The sequence below is a fragment of the Rhodococcus globerulus genome (assembly GCF_019334125.1).
Lineage (GTDB): Bacteria > Actinomycetota > Actinomycetes > Mycobacteriales > Mycobacteriaceae > Rhodococcus_F > Rhodococcus_F globerula.
The window spans coordinates 6,584,344-6,601,013 of sequence record NZ_CP079698.1 but is presented as its reverse complement, the minus strand read 5'-3'; the positions used below and the strand labels follow the sequence as shown (position 1 = coordinate 6,601,013).

The 16,670-nt window shown below is 63.2% G+C and carries 17 protein-coding genes and 1 riboswitch; of the genes, 8 read left to right on the top strand and 9 right to left on the bottom strand.

Going from position 1 to position 16,670, the window contains the following annotated elements; all coding sequences use genetic code 11:
* Window positions 1–56: 56 nt before the first annotated feature.
* Entirely contained in the window at window positions 57–2,381 is a 2,325-nt protein-coding gene (locus tag KYT97_RS30165; protein ID WP_219111491.1) for a helicase-associated domain-containing protein, read from the bottom strand.
* Window positions 2,382–2,441: 60 nt separating this feature from the next.
* On the opposite strand from KYT97_RS30165, the gene KYT97_RS30160 reads away from it, so the two are divergent.
* Entirely contained in the window at window positions 2,442–2,630 is a 189-nt protein-coding gene (locus tag KYT97_RS30160) for a hypothetical protein (protein ID WP_033234086.1), read from the top strand.
* An 88-nt stretch (window positions 2,631–2,718) separates the two neighbouring features.
* Here KYT97_RS30160 and KYT97_RS30155 read toward each other — a convergent pair whose 3' ends face one another.
* The 3 genes from KYT97_RS30155 to KYT97_RS30145 all read right to left on the bottom strand — a co-directional run bounded on the left by KYT97_RS30155 (window position 2,719) and on the right by KYT97_RS30145 (window position 4,412).
* Window positions 2,719–3,279 carry a transglycosylase family protein gene (locus tag KYT97_RS30155; protein WP_033234087.1) on the bottom strand — a complete coding sequence of 187 codons (561 nt, stop codon included), beginning with the start codon at window positions 3,277–3,279 and terminating at the stop codon, window positions 2,719–2,721.
* Between the two features lie 8 nt (window positions 3,280–3,287).
* Window positions 3,288–3,507, bottom strand: a riboswitch (cyclic di-AMP (ydaO/yuaA leader).
* 254 nt (window positions 3,508–3,761) lie between these two features.
* On the bottom strand, window positions 3,762–4,151 hold the full coding sequence (locus KYT97_RS30150) for a YccF domain-containing protein (RefSeq protein ID WP_045069009.1): 390 nt from the start codon (window positions 4,149–4,151) through the stop codon (window positions 3,762–3,764).
* 33 nt (window positions 4,152–4,184) lie between these two features.
* Window positions 4,185–4,412 carry a membrane protein gene (locus KYT97_RS30145; RefSeq protein ID WP_033234089.1) on the bottom strand — a complete coding sequence of 76 codons (228 nt, stop codon included), beginning with the start codon at window positions 4,410–4,412 and terminating at the stop codon, window positions 4,185–4,187.
* Between the two features lie 234 nt (window positions 4,413–4,646).
* Between KYT97_RS30145 and KYT97_RS30140 the strand changes: the two genes are divergently transcribed.
* Window positions 4,647–5,060, top strand: a complete 414-nt coding sequence (locus KYT97_RS30140; protein ID WP_165826321.1) for a cold-shock protein — start codon at window positions 4,647–4,649, stop codon at window positions 5,058–5,060.
* Window positions 5,061–5,127: 67 nt separating this feature from the next.
* Here KYT97_RS30140 and KYT97_RS30135 read toward each other — a convergent pair whose 3' ends face one another.
* The 3 genes from KYT97_RS30135 to KYT97_RS30125 all read right to left on the bottom strand — a co-directional run bounded on the left by KYT97_RS30135 (window position 5,128) and on the right by KYT97_RS30125 (window position 8,200).
* A complete protein-coding gene (locus tag KYT97_RS30135) occupies window positions 5,128–5,613 on the bottom strand; it encodes a DUF2771 domain-containing protein (RefSeq protein WP_245005967.1) in 486 nt (161 codons plus the stop codon).
* 2 nt (window positions 5,614–5,615) lie between these two features.
* On the bottom strand, window positions 5,616–7,292 hold the full coding sequence (locus tag KYT97_RS30130) for an MFS transporter (protein WP_219111489.1): 1,677 nt from the start codon (window positions 7,290–7,292) through the stop codon (window positions 5,616–5,618).
* A 71-nt stretch (window positions 7,293–7,363) separates the two neighbouring features.
* The gene (locus tag KYT97_RS30125; RefSeq protein WP_219111488.1) at window positions 7,364–8,200 is read right to left on the bottom strand and encodes a glutaminyl-peptide cyclotransferase; all 837 of its coding nucleotides are present in this window, start codon (window positions 8,198–8,200) and stop codon (window positions 7,364–7,366) included.
* A gap of 38 nt (window positions 8,201–8,238) precedes the next feature.
* Between KYT97_RS30125 and KYT97_RS30120 the strand changes: the two genes are divergently transcribed.
* The 3 genes from KYT97_RS30120 (at window position 8,239) to KYT97_RS30110 (ending at window position 12,357) form a co-directional block, all read left to right on the top strand.
* The gene (locus KYT97_RS30120; protein ID WP_033234092.1) at window positions 8,239–9,051 is read left to right on the top strand and encodes a DUF3027 domain-containing protein; all 813 of its coding nucleotides are present in this window, start codon (window positions 8,239–8,241) and stop codon (window positions 9,049–9,051) included.
* 68 nt (window positions 9,052–9,119) lie between these two features.
* Window positions 9,120–11,792, top strand: a complete 2,673-nt coding sequence (locus tag KYT97_RS30115) for a sacsin N-terminal ATP-binding-like domain-containing protein (protein ID WP_219113206.1) — start codon at window positions 9,120–9,122, stop codon at window positions 11,790–11,792.
* Window positions 11,793–11,802: 10 nt separating this feature from the next.
* Window positions 11,803–12,357, top strand: coding sequence for a phosphatase PAP2 family protein (locus KYT97_RS30110; RefSeq protein ID WP_033234094.1), 555 nt, complete (start codon window positions 11,803–11,805; stop codon window positions 12,355–12,357).
* Window positions 12,358–12,364: 7 nt separating this feature from the next.
* On the opposite strand, the gene KYT97_RS30105 is transcribed toward KYT97_RS30110, so the two are convergent.
* Window positions 12,365–12,619, bottom strand: a complete 255-nt coding sequence (locus tag KYT97_RS30105) for a DUF2530 domain-containing protein (protein ID WP_092806589.1) — start codon at window positions 12,617–12,619, stop codon at window positions 12,365–12,367.
* Between the two features lie 115 nt (window positions 12,620–12,734).
* Here KYT97_RS30105 and KYT97_RS30100 point away from each other — a divergent pair, with 115 nt between their 5' ends.
* The 3 genes from KYT97_RS30100 (at window position 12,735) to KYT97_RS30090 (ending at window position 16,082) form a co-directional block, all read left to right on the top strand.
* Complete coding sequence (locus KYT97_RS30100) at window positions 12,735–14,189, top strand: NCS2 family permease (protein ID WP_219111487.1); 1,455 nt, start codon at window positions 12,735–12,737, stop codon at window positions 14,187–14,189.
* A gap of 63 nt (window positions 14,190–14,252) precedes the next feature.
* Window positions 14,253–14,684 (top strand): Rv0880 family HTH-type transcriptional regulator, encoded by a 432-nt coding sequence (locus tag KYT97_RS30095; RefSeq protein ID WP_033234097.1) that lies wholly within the window; start codon window positions 14,253–14,255, stop codon window positions 14,682–14,684.
* A gap of 90 nt (window positions 14,685–14,774) precedes the next feature.
* Window positions 14,775–16,082, top strand: coding sequence for an MFS transporter (locus tag KYT97_RS30090; RefSeq protein WP_219113204.1), 1,308 nt, complete (start codon window positions 14,775–14,777; stop codon window positions 16,080–16,082).
* Here the strand turns inward: KYT97_RS30090 and KYT97_RS30085 are convergent.
* Entirely contained in the window at window positions 16,066–16,614 is a 549-nt protein-coding gene (locus KYT97_RS30085; protein ID WP_219111486.1) for a hypothetical protein, read from the bottom strand. The genes KYT97_RS30090 and KYT97_RS30085 overlap by 17 nt on opposite strands.
* Window positions 16,615–16,670: the final 56 nt, after the last annotated feature.

The window sequence follows — 16,670 nt, the reverse complement described above, 5'->3', positions numbered from 1 at the left end:
CAAACTGACCTCGACCATACTTCATTTACAGAAAAAAGCCAGTTGCATTTTTCCGATCACTTTTTTCCGGACTCGACAGGGCTGACGGAGGTGATGCGGTGCAAGGTGAATCGGCGCACTGCGCCACTCGCCGGATCGAATGCGTCCAACTGCCCGCCGCCCACGCTGACCGGATCGACGATGCGATGCGTGGCCACCCCCTGAGCGTCGACGTAGCCGATGTTGACGCTCTTTCCCTCGCGGGCTGCGGACGAGAGCAGCGCGATGGCGGCGGCATTGCTTTCCCGCGATCCGTCGGCGCGAACCCCGCCCCGGCCGGGTGTGGCAGCGCGGTCGCCGGCTCGCATTGTTCGCACCAGTGCGTCGAGCTGTTCCGGCGACGGACTCGACGGCGTTCGGGTGGCGTGCCGCAAGCGACGGTTCGGGATTCGAGCCCCGCGCGGGCGCAGATCGACGAGGGCACCCGACGAATCCTCGCCTGCGGGCGCAAAGCCGGCAGCGCGAAGTTCGGCCAGAACTTCCCGCAGCGGTGCCTGGGACACCGCCACCGTGGGGGCGAGGGCGCGCAAGGCCAAGGGCTCCGCGACGGGGGAAGCGAGAACCTCGGCCAAGAGGGATGCGTCCTCGCATCGGATGAACGACGCGGCCACGCCCGCCCGCAACCGGCCGTGCCGGCGTGCAACGTCGTCGATGAGGTACGAAAGCGATTGTGGTACCGGAGTTTTGGACTTCGTGCTGAACATCGTCTGCAGTTCCGTCGCCGTCAATCCGGCATCAAGTGCTCGGCGGATACTGCTCTCGCTTATGCGGTACATCGACGCCGCACCGGCCGATTCGATATCGGCTACCAAGGTCACCTGCTCGAGCAGGTCAGGTACCAGCGGGCCGGGTGCGACCAACGTCAGGTCGGCCTGAACCAGGATGTAGTCGATCGGCTTCGGCAGCGCCGCCGCCATTTCGGCTTCGGCGTCGCCGCCGTGCAGCATCGCCCGCCCAGGTGAACTCAGTGCGCCCCGCGCCACCAATCCGAGAGCCGACGCCTCCGCAAGTGTGTTTTCGACTGCAAATGTCCGAAGCCGGCCGCTCCGTCGGGGATGACGCCACGCAAGTGAACGGCTCACCTCGGCGGGCGAGGCGCTCTGCCCACTGTCGAGTTCGGCCAAGAGTCCGAGAATCGACGCCCGGTCTCTCGGTGCAGACGGTGCGCGGCCCTCCTCCGCCAGCGCGGCGATCGGCTTGTCGGACGGATCGCGCATTCCGATCATCCAGGGGACTCGGGGGACATCGATCCACGCCGACGCCAAGACCTCCCATTTGCGGGCCGTGGTCGCGTTGAGCCAACCGTCGACCGTTATCGTCGGGGTCCAGTAGTCGTCCGCGGTGTCGGACGCCGGGGCGGGGTCGGGGGTGTCGCTGGCAATCAATCCGGCGGCGGCGAGGAGTTCGACCACAAGATTGAGCCGACTCTCGTCGAGGTCCGCGGCCTTCGCGATACGTCGTAGTTCACGCACTCCGAGTCCACCGGCGCGCAACGCCGGGGCAGGTGCGGCCCCGAGAACGGCGATCACGTTTTCGCTCTGGCGAACCAACTCGAGGGCTTCGCCCGCGGCCGCCGCATTGACGTCGGCAGGTTTGAGTTTGTCGCCGGTGATCACCGGCGCGGTGAGCGTTGTCGGATCGAAGACCGGTTCGCCGCGGATAACCTGACGTACCGTCGCCGGCAACTCCACCGTCTGCTCGTCCAACCACCGGAGCAGGCCGGCCGCCAAGAGTTTCTGCACAGGACGATCTGCTGGCGTTTCCGGAGCCGCGTCGCGGGTTCGGCCGATGGGGCTCGAGTTGGCCAGCGTCTCGAGCAGACCGCGTTCACGTTCGCCGAGCGAATTGAGCGCCGCGGTGATCTCGGCTTCCGACATGGACTCGGCGGGCTCGAGGGCGCGGCCCAGTCGCCAAGGGATGGTGTCGATGGCAGCGGGGACGATGCTGATCGGATCCGTGCCCCAGATGAGCGCATAGGCCCGCACCTTCGCAAGCGAGGCATCGACTGCCTTCTTGGTGACCTTGCCCTTACCGGTGAGGGCGCGGGCAGCGAGCGCGTCGTTCAATTCCGCGCGCGTCATGGGGGTTTCCTCGGCGCCGGCGAGCGCCAGCAGTTCGAGAAGTCCGAAGTCCAGTGTGTCCAGCTCGTCGGCTGCTCTACCGACCGACGCGCGTTGCTGTGCGCGTCCACTGAGCACCACCATCGTGCTCGGCGGCGGCACAGCGAGATCCGGCCGCAAACGCAGTAGTTCCGTCAGCTCGGCGTCAGTGCGCGCCGACAGCCATTCGGTCAAACTGTCGGCTCCGGAAGTGCCCGCCTGGGTGCCACGTATTTCGGTCATCAGGTATCAGATTAGAGACCTGGTATGTACGGCGTAACGGAGTCCTGTCAAAATGGCTTCGTGGCCAACAATTCGAAGCAGCACTATGTAGATCCAGGATGGCCGGAAACTGCAGACGGAGATCACGCAGTGACCGAATTGTCATCGACCCGCTCCGGTGGACTTTCACCGTTCGGCGAGGACACCACCTTCCCGTTACCGGTGGAGTCACTTCCTTACATCCATCCGTACACCGTCATCAATCGCTAGATCCACTACGCGAAGAAGGCCCGCACCGAATCGGTGCGGGCCTTCTTCGTAGCTGGGTGCGTTCGAGCGGAACGCGCAGTTCGCAGTCCTACTTCAGGAAAGACTTCGCGGTGTCTGCTGCTGCAAGGATCTGGGGATCGACGACGATGCCGTTGGCCTCGGCGAATGCAATGGCCTGATCGATTGCGTCGGAGACCGGATGTGCGACGGTCTGAGCGACCTGCTGTGCCGGTGCGGCGGGTGCGGCCGGCGTCGTGGCCGGAGCGGACCGCTGCGTTGCGCCGCTGCTCAGGCCGAGGCTCGAGGAGCAGGACGGCCAAGCGCCCCATCCCTGGTTGGCCAGGACGCGCTCGGCAACAACGATCTGCTGCTCGCGAGTGGCGTTGTTTGCGGTGGCTGCGTACTCGCCGCCGCCGTGTGCGTTCCACGTGCTGGGGGAGAACTGCAATCCGCCCTGGTAGCCGTTGCCGGTGTTGATGGCCCAGTTGCCGCCCGCTTCGCACTGTGCGAGGCGATCCCAGTCGGAATCGGGGGCAGCGCTGGCGGTACCTGTGGCTGCGATTCCTGCTACACCCATGATGGCGCCGGTGACGGCGACCTTGGCGACAGTGCGGCCTGCGGTGGTGGGCTTGCGATGGCGTCCGCTCATGATCGTGAATTTCCTCTCCACACGCGCCTGCGAGGTCAGCTGTCGGGTTCGGGCTGAGAGGTTGCCCGGCCTCGCCTTTCCTGGCTGGAAAGGGTCTGGCTTCACCCCAAGGTTCGAATGTGTTGCTTGTCGAACCGGTGTCAGGTGGAGAACATTTCTGCTCTCACAGAGGACTTTGGGTCCCCCGTCCTTGTCCCTGGAATGCTCGAAAGTGGGAAGTTCCGGTACCCGCGGGACAAGGTTTGGCGCGGCGGGCCGGAGGTGGCCGGAGTTTCCCGGCCGGAATTCACGGTAACGGCTCTCACCGCTCATGTCACCATTTGATAACGCGGCGCGCCGAATGGGATACAAACCCGCCGCGAAAGCGCAGGGGACTCTTCCCAGGTAGTGAAGGATTCCGCAGCGAAGGTTCTCTTGTGGCTATTCCGTTATCCACCCGTAATGTGATGAAGGTCACACCGTTATCGGTGGGGGATTGGAAGCTATGCGTAGTTCACGCGATTGACGTCGACGATCTCCTTGCCCAAAGGCATCAGCGAGATCGGAATCATCTTCAGGTTCGCGACGGCCAAGGGGATGCCGATGATCGTGATTGCCATTGCCACCGCCGTGACAATGTGGCCGATCGCCAGCCAGATACCGGCGATGATCACCCAGATGACGTTGCCGACCATTGAACCGACACCAGCAGTCGGCTTGTCGACGACGGTCTTACCGAACGGCCAGAGGGCATAGATGCCGATTCGGAACGCGGCGATACCGAAGGGGATCGTGATGATCAGAATGCAACAGATGATGCCTGCCGCGAAGTAACCCAAGGCCAACCAGAATCCACCGAAGACCAGCCAGATTACGTTCAGGAGAAGTCTCATGGTCGGTGACCTTTCGGTTGGGGTGACGGGAGATCAGCGGGCGCGACGACCCGCCCTCAAGGTGTAGACGATGGCCAGCAGAAAACCGACCGGACACGCCAAGGAGATCAAGTACAGCGCCAACCCCGGCGGTGTGTCGCTGAAGATGTTGATCGCGAAGATCGCGACGAGCGCGAGGAGCCCGATGAAAAACAACCCCATCGCGACTCGAAACAAGCCGTTTCCGGTGCCGGAAGTGCTCGGGTTCGGTTGAGTGTCCACATCTACAAGGGTAGTGCCCAGCAAACGTGGGTGCCGAGACCGGTTCGTCACAGGTAGACTGTGAGGCGACTGCGCGTCCCGTCAAGCAAGTTCGGGGCGCGTTCTTTTGCATTCTTCGACCGGAGTCGTTTACTTCGTCCGGGGTGATGTGAGCAGGACCATCGAGGCTCGTACGCGAGCCTTCCGAAAGTAGTGGGACGCAAGTCCCAGACGAGTGATGAGCGGGTGAACGCGGTGCCAACCGGCAAGGTGAAGTGGTACGACGTCGAAAAGGGTTTCGGCTTTCTGTCGCAGGAGGAGGGGGAGGATGTCTATGTACGTGCGTCTGCCCTTCCCGAAGGTGTGGAGGGTCTGAAAGCTGGCCAGAAAGTCGAATTCGGTATGGCTGCCGGTCGACGCGGTCCGCAGGCGCTGAGTCTGAAGGTGCTCGAGCCTGCCCCGTCGCTGCGCGGCGCATCGGCGCAGCGACGTGAGCCGGTTGTCCGCAAGCACACCCCGGACGAACTGCACGGCATGGTCGAAGACATGATCACGCTGCTCGAGGCCAAGGTTCAGCCTGACCTGCGCAACGGCAAGTACCCCGACCGCAAGACCGCGCAGCGGATCTCCGAGGTTGTCCGCGCCGTGGCGCGTGAGCTCGACAGCTGATCGGTACGAGACAAGAAAATGCCCTGCACTCCTCTCGGGACGTGCAGGGCATTTTGTATGTCAGCGGTCAGGCTGTCTTGATCGACCAGATCAGTAGCCCCTGCTCGCTACCTTCGCCGACAGCAAGGTGGATCTCCACTCCCACCAGTTGCTTCTCGGGTTCGGCTTCGACGGTGACTGCCAACGATTCACCGGCCCTGAAGAAGCGAGGCTCACCGGTCTGATTGCCGTCGGCGTCTTCGTAGACTGCCAGCATCGCCCACTCGGCGTCCGAGACTTCCTTCGACAACGACAACTGCAACGGGTATCCCTCGGGCACGTCGAGTTCGTACACATCGCCGATCTGCGCGCACTGTGACAGGTCGATCGTGCAGAACCCGGCAGGCTGAGTCTCGATGGTGCGACCGTGCGCGTACGCGGTGATCTGCGGGAGCCCATCGGGCTCGTCGTTGATGTTCTTGATGATCACGACCAGAACCGAGACGTAGGCAACCAGCGCCACCACCATCAGGACACTGACCGCTGCCACGATCTTCTTTGTTCTTGCGCGCATGATCACTGCGGAGTACTTCCTTGTCCTCGATCGGATTTGCCGGTGTAGATCACTTCGGTCACTTCTTGCTCGGCCAGATCAGGCCGCTTGCCACCGAGCCCGGGCAGAAGTGAGCTGCCTCGGTAACTCAGGAACGTCTGCAGCAGACCGATCGTCAAGAACACCGAGACAACAGTGAACCCGATCCAGTATTCAGTAGGCAGCAGAACGCCCAACGCCCCGCCCAGCACCCAACTGAGCTGGAGGACGGTTTCGGATCTACCGAAACCGGACGCAATAGATTCCTCGGGCAGATCGTGCTGCAGCGACGCGTCAAGAGAGACCTTGGCCAAGGCGCTCGCCGCGGACGCGATCAGTGTCGCGAGCGCGGCCGTCAGCAAGTTGTCGGTCAAAGCCGCGATGACGGCGATGATCCACACCGACGCGGTGCACCGAAGGACGACGAGGGCCGGTCGCCCCAGTTTGAGTCGCGCACCGGCAGCATTGCCACCGAAGTTGCCCAGCCCTGCGGCAGCGCCGACCAGGCCGAGCATCATTGCTTGCTGCAACGGCTCGTGGTCCGTTTTGGATTTGGCGACAAACGCTATGTACAACGTGAGGAAGCCGGTGAGAACGCGAATGGTGCCGTTGCCCCACAGCCCGATGATGACCGCGCGTCCGAGCGGCTGACGCACTTTTGCGCTCTTGATGCCCGAAGCGCGTCCGCCGCCTGCTGTGTGTTGTTCGTCCGGGTGATAGGTGATGGTGGCGGGAACTTCGCCTTCGGTCACCTCGACCCACGACGGAATGCGCATGCTCAGGTAGGCGCCGAACACCGTCACGACCACGGCGAACCAGAGGGCACCCGGCGATTTGAAGGCGAGTGCGAGTGCGCCGGCCACAGCGCCCGCACCGATGGTTCCACCGATCAACCCGAACACGGTGAGCCGAGAATTGACCCTGACCAGGTCTATTTCCGGTGGCAGTACACGTGGAGTCACCGCACTCTTGAGTACCGAGAACGATTTACTGAGCACCATCATGCCGAGGGCAGCCGGATACAGAATCCAACTGTCGAAGTTGAACACGAGGATCAGCGCCAGCACGGTACGAAGTCCGAACGACGCCGCCAGTGCGATTCGGCGGCCCCGCTGCAATCGGTCGAGCATCGGTCCGATGAGGGGAGCGATAACCGCAAACGGAGCGATGGTGATCAGGAGATAGAGCGCGACCTTCGTTTTGTCCTCGCCAGTGGCAGCGGAAAAGAACAGGGTATTTGCCAAGGCCACCGCGAGAGCTGCGTCGGTCGCGTTGTTGGTCATCACCGCGTACGTCAACGCGGTAAGGCCGGACTTGTCCGCGCCGTCGGCTTTTGCGGCGCGCTGGAACGTAGCGATGCCCTTGTTCGTCAGTTCCCGGCTGCGCATCGCGGCCACTCGCGTGACCGTGAGCTTGCGGGGCATCGGCGGGGCTTTGGGCGCGTCGGAACTGCTCTTCGAGCCCGAACTTCTGGCCTCGTCGCCATCGCCGGCGTCGTCACGGGAGCCGGGGATCGGGTGAAGCGGAGGTAACGGCGCGCGACGCGCCGACGGCCGCGTCGCCGGTGGGTAATTGTCGTAACCGGGATGCAAAGTCTGCCCTGCGGATTCGTCGGGAATTCGCCGGGTATCGGGGTCGTAGGGTTCGCGCGGTCCGGTCACCACTCAATTCTGTCCTAGTCCGTGATCTGCGACCACGCACACCCCTGACGAGTCGAGGGGAAAGTTGGAAATCACTCGACAAATCGAACTTCGAAGATCTGTGGCCAATACTTTCCGGTCAGGAGAAAACGGTCGGTTCCGGGTATCTGGGCGATTCCGTTGAGGACGTCGACCGGGTTGGCGGATCCGTTGGTATCAAGGCGGCTGCGCAGCGGTGATGCATCGATCACGCCGCTCACGTGCCCGTCAGCTGGATCGATCGCAACGATTGTGTCGGTCTGCCAGACGTTTGCGTAGATGGTTCCGTCGTCGGCGCATTCCAGTTCGTTCAGATCTGCGACCGGCTGACCGCCGCGAGTGACCTCCACCGAATCGGTGACCGCAAATGTGTCCGGATCGCGGAACATCAGCGTCGACGTGCCGTCGCTGGTGACCAACTGATTCTCGAATGCACAGATCCCCCAGCCCTCGGTGGTGAGCGGAAATCGGCCGCGCTCGGTGAGAGTGTCCTTGTCGCGGACAATCGCGACGCCGTTCTTCCACGTCAATTGCCACAGGTCGTCACCGATCACGGTGATGCCCTCACCGAACAGTGGAGGCGGCAACTCGGCACGGGCAATATCGGGACCGGAGACCGGGGTGCCGTCGAACTGCGTCGAGCGCACCCACGATTCTCCGATGCGCCCGGTGCTTTCGTACAGTCTGTCTCCGTCGATCTCGAGCCCCTGGGTGAAGGCCCCGCCGTCGTGGTCGTAGACCTCGATCACCTCGGCGGAGAGCTGTCGAGGAAAGTTGTCGGCCCCGGAATCGGGCGTTCCCTCATCCGTTGTCGAGCACCCCGCAACACCCGATGTGATCACTGCGAGCGCTGAGGCGATGCTGATGAAACCGGCGCGTGACCTACTCATCCGTCCAGCATCGCAGCCCTGTGCGTTGCGTACTTGTGGTGGTGCGGCAAACTGGAGGAGTGAGTGTTGCTACTTCTCCTGAGCGTGCAGTGCCGCGCCCCGTACTGGCCGATGCCGTCGATCTTGCCCGAGCAGCTGTAGTCGAGCTGCGCGAAGGCGGAGTCGGTGCATACCTCGGCGTCACGTCGGAGGATGAATTCGCCGCTACCCATCGTTTTGCAGCAGACCTTCCCGGCTACCGCGGGTGGCAGTGGGCTGTTGTTGTTGCCGCAGGTCCAGACGATACTCGCGCCACCATCAGCGAGCTGGCGTTGCTGCCCGGACCGGACGCACTGGTTGCGCCCGAGTGGCTTCCATGGGATCAGCGGATTCGTCCCGGAGACCTGTCGCCAGGCGACCTGCTGGCTCCGCCGGCGCAGGATCCGCGACTGGTTCCCGGCTACGTCGCGAACGGCGACCCGGAGGTCGACGACGTCGCCTTGGAACTGGGTTTAGGACGCAAGAAGGTCATGAGCCTCGAGGGCCGGCTCGACGCGGCTACGCGATGGTCCGAGGGAGAGTTCGGACCAGACTCCGACATGGCGAAGGCAGCGCCGTCGACCTGTGGGCTGTGCGGCTTCTATCTTCCGCTGGCAGGTTCGTTGCACGCCGCGTTCGGCGTGTGTGGCAACGAACTGTCCGCTGACGGCCGCGTCGTCCACGCGAGTTACGGCTGCGGCGCGCATTCCGACACCAGCCTTCCGCTCGGCGCCGGCTCTCCGGCTTTCGACGCCTACGACGACGGAGCCGTCGAGATGTCGAGCACGTCTGCCGCGGGCACCGAAGATTCGGGTTCGGTATCCACCGAGTAGGGGATCCGTTCGGGACCGGCGCGCTCCGCGACGCCACGCTGCGCGCGTGGGCGGAATCGCCGACGCGTCTGCGCGAGGACGCGGCCACTGAATCGGATTTGGCTGCAGCGGGTTACCGCGACAGGTTGCTCACAGAACTGGCACAGAACGCTGCCGACGCGGCGCTGCGGGCCAGGGCGCCTGGTTCCTTGTGGGTTGATCTCGACGGTTCGGTGCTGACTGTTGCCAATACCGGTCGACCGCTCGACGAGGACGGTGTTCATGCACTGACTGCTCTTCGTGCTTCGGGCAAGATCGATTCCACCGATGGTGTTGTCGGGCGCTACGGCGTCGGATTTTCCGCCGTTCGGTCGGTCAGTGACGAGCTCGAGCTGCGGTCGACTTCGGGTTCGATTCGATTCTCCGCCAAGGAAACTCGAAGCGAGATCGAGAAGGCCGGTCTGAAGGTTCCGGAGTCGGGAGTGCCGGCCCTGCGTCTGGTGTGGCCGTCGGAGGCGTCGCCACGCGCCGGCGCAGATTCGGAGGTAGTGCTCACGCTCCGCGACGACGTCGACGGCGGCGCCCTGTTGTCTCGGATGGCACGTGAAGCCGTGGATCTGCTCCTCGAGCTACCGGGTTTGACGTCTATTCGGCTGGGCAACAAAATCTTTGAGCGTACCGAGCGTCTACTGGACTCCGGGCTGACCGAAATCTCGATCGGCACGCAGGTGTGGTGGCAGTACCAGAGCGCCAAGGCCCGCTGGATAGTTCCGGTGAAAAACGGAGTAGTCGCACCGGTCGCCGAAGACGTACTGCGGGCGCCGACGCGATCCGACGAGGAGTTGTCCGTCCCGGCGCTTGTCGTCGCGGATATTGCAATGCAACCGGATCGGCGACGGATACTGCCAGGCGCGTCGATTGCCGCGCTGGCAGAGGGCTATGCGGATTTTGTCGGTGCGTTGCCTGCCGATCAGCGCACAGCGCTTGTGCCCGTTCCGGCTTTTGCGCGAAGTGAAGTGGATTCCCTTCTGCGGGAAGCGCTTCTGAAGGTACTTCAGGAAAAGGCCTGGCTTCCGGTTGTGGGGGAACCTGACCGGGCGCCGCAGCGGGCATCGGTTGTTCCTGGTCTCACCGACGATTTGGCGGAATTGCTCACCGACGTCATCGGCGGATTGGTTGTTCCCGAACTTTCCGGACCTCGCCATGAGCGGGCTTTGGCGGCGGTGTCGACACATCGGATCGGGTTGGCGCGCATCGCGGAACTGCTCAGCGGACTCGATCAGGAGCCGTCGTGGTGGTACCGGCTGTACGCGGCGCTCGAGCCGTTGGTCGTCGATGCTCTGGCGGTGGAAGAGCTTGGTACGCTACCGGTTCCGCTGTCGGACGGACGAATTGTCACCGGTCCGCGAACGGTGGTTCTCGGTACCGAACTCGGCGATTCGGTGCCGCCGGTGCCCTGGACCCGGCTTGTACACCCGCAGGCATCGCACCCCCTGCTCTCGCGTCTGGGCGCAACGAGCGCCACGGCGACGGATCTGTTGTCCGACCCGGCGTTGCGCGCGCTGATCGAGGATGCTGCCGACCAAGATGATTCCGTAGCAACGGAATTGGCGTCGACTGTTCTTTCGCTCGCCGCGCATGTCGCGCCCGGCGCCGCGCCGTCATGGATCGGCGAAGTGCTGCTACCGGATTCGGACGGAGAGCTGTGCTCCGCGGACCAGTTGCTCCTGCCCGGCGCACCACTGGCGACTGTCCTGGTCGACGACTCACCTTTTGGCACGGTGCAGCCGAGCTTTGTCGAACAGGTGGGGGAGCAGGCCCTGCGCGTCGTCGGCGTCGGCTGGGGTTTCACCGTCTTTCGTGAGGAGTTGCCGTCCGGACCCGATCACGATCTCGATTCCGAGGGTCAGTGGTGGGACACGTTGGGGGAGGACCCCGAGTACATCGAGGCGGTCCGTGACCTCGACCTGGTCGACGAGAACCGATGGGCAGATGCGCTGACCCTGCTGCTGGAGTCACCGGCAACGAGAACCCTGCTCGAGGACCGTCGGGGATACACGGCGTGGTGGCTGCGCTCGCACGCCGAATTGGGCGGCGAGATACTGGGTTTGCTGCGCGCACCACACGATCGCACGTTCGAGGATCTCCTCGATGTCGCCGACCATCCTGGCAGCGAGTATCTGAGCTCCGTCTTGGCGTCCGATACCGTCGACGATCCGGAACTGGCTCAGCTGTTGCTCGATCGGCTCGCGGATCCACTGCGTATGCCCGCACCGGCCGTCATCGCCCGAACCCACCACTTGCTTGCCGACGCTTCCCGGCGGCGCGTCCTCGATCTGGACGAGTTGAGCTTGCCGAGCTTCGTTCGTGGGCTGTCCGGTGAACTTGTCGACCCCGGTGATGCATTGGTTCTCGATCGGCCGTGGCTCGGTCCGGCATTGCCGACACAACGAATTGTTCTGGGTAGCTTCGAGACGGCGGAAGCATTGGCGGATTTGCTCGATGTCGCGACGGCATCGTCTGTCGTAGGCGGTCAGGTCGTGAGCACGGGCGTGCGAAGCTCATGGGCGGCGCAGCCGCACGCGGTCCTGATGTTTGCGGCGCTCGGACGGGAAGTACCCGGCGGCGAGGTAGTGATTCATCACGAACTCTCCGTCCGGTTGACCGGCGCCGTGGAGGCCACGGTGAGTGTGCCGTGGTGGGTGGACGGTGACGGTATCCATCACGTGATGCGTGTGTGGGCAGCTGCGCAGGGGATATGAGGGGGGAACAGTGTCGTTCGATCAGTGGGTACTTGATTCTGCAGTCGACCAACGGACGCCGTGGCTTGTGGATGTGGTGGATGTCATCACCGACAGCGGTGGAACCTTGGCCGCCTGGATCATCTCGACGGTCCTGACGATCACCTTGTTGATGCGCGGTCGGCGCATCGACGCTCTCCTCGTGGCGGGCTCCATGCTGACCGGACTGCTGGTGATGAGTGGGTTGAAGCGTATTTTCACGCGAACCCGTCCACCGGTTCCGGAGCGCCTGATCGAGATCGACTCGTACTCTTTCCCGTCCGGGCACGCCATGATGACGGCAATTCTTGCGACGGTGGTGGCTGCTGTGATCGTTCGGCTGACGTTGCCGTCGCTCGTTCGAGTCACGATGCTTGTTTCGCTCGCGCTGTACACCGTCGCTGTCGGGTTTTCCCGCGTCTACCTCGCGGCGCACTGGATGACGGACGTCCTGGCAGGGTGGGCGTTCGGTGTCATCTGGGCGGGTGTGTGGATCCTGGGAACCTCTCGCTCGCGACAGCGCCGCCGCGAACCACAGCCGGTCTGATCGCTTCTCAGAGCAGTCCGGCGCCCTGTTGGGCACCTCGACGGCCTCGGCGGGCAGCGCGGCGTTGGAGCCAGAAGAGGCTGTAGCCGAGGAATCCGACGCCGATCCCGGCGTAACAGATGGGCAGTGCTCCCGACCAGCGATCACCGCTGAGGAGGACCACGGCTGTTGCGACCACCCACGCCAGCGTGCCGACGACGAGAGCCGGCGCCGGTGCGGACAAACGGTCGATAACGGTTGTTGTGTTGGGCGTCTCGTTCACAAAATTAACGCTACCCGTACCCCTGTGCCCTACTCTCCCTTATGCGACCGGCCTTCGTACGCCGGCACACGGCGGCGCAAGAACACCGGCGACCTATGACAGCGATGGGAAAAAGATGGCGGCACCCGGGAAAATTCTCGATACGTATTTCAAGATCAGTGAACGCGGATCAACGATCTCCACGGAGGTTCGCGGCGGTGTTGTCTCGTTTGTCGCGATGGCGTACATCGTGGTTCTCAACCCGCTGATCCTCGGTAGCTTCTCGGCGGATGACGCCGTCGCAAAGACCGACGTCCTCGGAAACATTCTGCCGGTCAACCAGGTGGCTGCGGTCACCGCTCTGGTTGCCGGTCTGATGAGCATCGCGTTCGGCATCATCGCGAACTATCCGTTTGCGATCGCGGCCGGCCTCGGTATCAACAGCCTGCTCGCCGTCACGATCGCCCCGCAGGTCACGTGGCCGGAAGCCATGGGCCTGGTGGTCATCGACGGCATCATCATCGTCGTGTTGGCGCTCACCGGTTTCCGGACCGCCGTGTTCAACGCGATTCCCAATGCACTCAAATCGGCCATTGCCGCCGGTATCGGCATGTTCATCGCGTTCATCGGTCTGGTCGACGCCGGATTCGTCCGTCGGATCCCCGACGCCGCAGGTACGACGGTCCCCGTCGGGCTCGGTATCAACGGTTCCATCGCGTCGTGGCCGACTGCGGTCTTCATCTTCGGTGTTCTCATCATGGGTGTGCTCGTGGTGCGCAAGGTTCGTGGTGGCCTGCTCATCGGCATCATCGCTACGACCATCCTGGCTGCGATCATCGAAGCGGTTGCAGAGGTCGGACCGTCGCTCGGAACCAACCCCAAGGGCTGGAACCTCAGCGTTCCCGCGATCCCCGAGATGTTCGGTGGCATGCCCGACCTGAGCCTGGTCGGGGACTTCAGTCTCTTCGGCGCGTTCACCCGAATCGGTGTTCTGGCAGCCAGCCTGCTCGTGTTCACACTCGTTCTCGCGAACTTCTTCGACGCCATGGGCACGATGACGGGACTCGGCAAGGAAGCCGGATTGACGGACAAGGACGGCAACCTCCCCAATGTGGGTAAGGCGCTCGTCGTGGAAGGCGCCGGTGCCATCGTCGGTGGTGGCGCGTCTGCGTCGTCGAACACGGTGTTCGTGGAGTCGGCGTCCGGTATCGCGGAAGGCGCTCGGACCGGCCTGGCAAACGTTGTGACGGGTCTACTGTTCCTGGTCGCGATGTTCCTGACACCGCTGTATTCGGTAGTGCCGATCGAGGCCGCAGCGCCGGCCCTCGTCATCGTCGGCGCACTGATGATCGGTCAGGTCCGTGACATCGACTTCACGCAGTTCTCGGTTGCGCTTCCCGCGTTCCTGACGATGATCGTGATGCCGTTCACCTACTCGATCGCCAACGGCATCGGCGTCGGATTCATCTCCTGGGTGGTTCTGCACGCTGCTACCGGCGGTGCCAAGAAGATCCACCCGTTGCTGTGGATCGTTGCGGCACTGTTCGTCGCGTACTTCACTGTCGGGCCGATTACCGACGCACTGACGTAAACCTGCAACTGGCTGGTAACCGATAACCCGGCTACCGGCCAGTTGTTGACGTATTGTTCTCGCGTGACCACCGAAACTCGAGCGCTCGCCAGTGATCTGTCATTGGCGGTTGTGCGTCTGAGCAGGCATCTGCGAGGACGACGGGCCGACGCGCAGGTATCCCTGACACAGCTCTCGGCTGTGGCGACACTCTCGCAAGAGGGACCAATGACCCCAGGTGCACTCGCGGCGCGTGAGAAGGTGCAGCCGCCGTCGATGACCAGGGTGGTGGCGTCCCTCGCAGAACTGGGGTTGGTGCAGCGTTCACCCCATCCCACGGACGGTCGTCAGATCATCGTGAGCTTGTCCGACGCAGGTAATGCGCTACTCGCTGACGAGACCCACGCGCGTGAGGCTTGGATGAACGAGCGACTTTCCGACTTGAGCGCCGAAGATCTGGCAACACTTCGCGGTGCTGTCGAGATCATCACAAAGATCGTCAGCGCCTCCGAATAACCGCTTTCCATGGTGTCGCGGTGAGGTAGTTGCTCACGCGAATGATCGCAGGAGCAAGATGGGGTAGTGCCCCGTGACCCCGAATCCGGCATGTTTGCCGCACTCCGCAACCGAAACTACCGTCTCTGGGCGTCCGGGCAGATCGTGTCCCTGGTCGGAACGTGGATGCAACGCATCGCTCAGGACTGGCTGGTTCTGACGCTGTCCGACGGTAATGCACTGGCAGTCGGCATCGTCATGGCATTGCAGTTCGGGCCGACGCTGTTCCTCTCGGTGTGGGGCGGTGTCCTCGCCGACCGGTACGACAAGCGGCGCATTCTCATCTTCACGCAGTGGGCGAGCGCGTTGTGTGCCCTGGTGATGGGTGTCCTGGACGTCGGCGGGTTTGTTGCTCTGTGGCACGTGTATCTGATCGCGTTTGCCCTTGGCTGTGTATCGGCGGTGGATGCGCCTGTACGCCAGTCGTTCACCATCGAAATGGTGGGTAAAGAGCATCTGTCCAACGCAATTGCGTTGAACTCCATGACTTTCAACACCGCACGCATTATCGGTCCGGCCATTTCCGGGGTGCTGATCAATCTGATCGGTACGGGTTGGGTTTTCCTGCTCAACGTTGCGACATTCGGTGGTGTGCTTGTCGCATTGGCGCTGATGAATGCGAAGGAATTGATCCCGTCGGAACCGACGCCGCGCGCCAAGGGGCAGGTGCGTGACGGATTCCGATATGTGTGGGGCCGTAAGGACCTGCGGGTCATCATGGTGTCGGTTTTCATGGTCTCGACGTTCGGCTTGAACTTTCCGATCAGCCTCGCGGTGATGGCGCGTACCACGTTCGATCGCGGCGCCGACGCCTACGGATTGCTCTCCACCACACTCGCTGTGGGTACCTTGGCCGGCGCCGCGTATGCAGCCAGACGCAAGGACGCTCCGCGCCTGCGAACGTTCCTCAGCGCGGCAGCGGCGTTCGGTCTCTTCGAAATCGCTGTCGGGTTGATGCCCACGTACCCCCTGGTGGCGTTGATGCTGATTCCCACCGGCGCACTGACACTGACCTTCACGACGTCGGCGATGAACATCCTGCAGATGTCGGTGCCGTCGGAGATGCGGGGGCGGGTGATGGGTATCTACATGCTCAGCTTCCTCGGTGGCACCCCACTTGGCAGTCCGATGCTGGGTTGGTTGGCCGACGCCGTGGATCCGCGGGCACCGTTGATCATCGGTGGCACGATCTCGCTGGTGTCCGCCTCCCTGGCCGGGGTATATCTCCTGCGCAGCGAAGGCCTCAAACTGCGATTGAAAATGCCCGACGACGGCGGACGCCTGCCCGTGTTCGACCTGCGTCCTGCCGTCGTCTGTGATGCGACCGAGCAAGCGGTGGAAGCTAACCGCGCACCGTGAGCTTTTCTCTCTTCGGAAAAACGGTGTAGCTGAGGGCGATTGCGCCCCACACTGCGAGAACCACGGTGAGTGTGCGGACCCAACTGCTCAGTGCCTCGGTGCGAGAGGCGTCGCCGACAAGGACGATCGCGGCGGCGAGCAGGGCGCACGAGATGGCCCAGGCCAATGCTGCTTTCCCGAATTCACGCCACTCTCGGATCGCTCGCGGCGTCCCGTATTTCGGAGGCGCGACGGGCTTCGGTCCACCGGCAAATCGGTAGGCGAATCGCGCGTCGGCCCACGAGATGAGGCTGTGCCCGAACGCAATGGATACACCGATGTAGGCGGCCGCCAGTCCGTGGCTGGCGTTTGCCTGCCCGCCGCCGCGCAGATCGAGGGCTGTGGCGACCAGAAGTACGACGTCGACCAGGGGAGCGCAGATCAAGAGGCCAGCGCCGACGCCGGGTTTCCGGAACAGGTACCGAGCAGTCAATCCTGCAGCGATGAAAACCCAGAACATGATCTCGCAGGCAACGATGAGTGTGACGATCATGGGAACTCGTTTCTAGTACGACTGTGTTAGTAATTGAAAACTAGCACAGCTGTGTT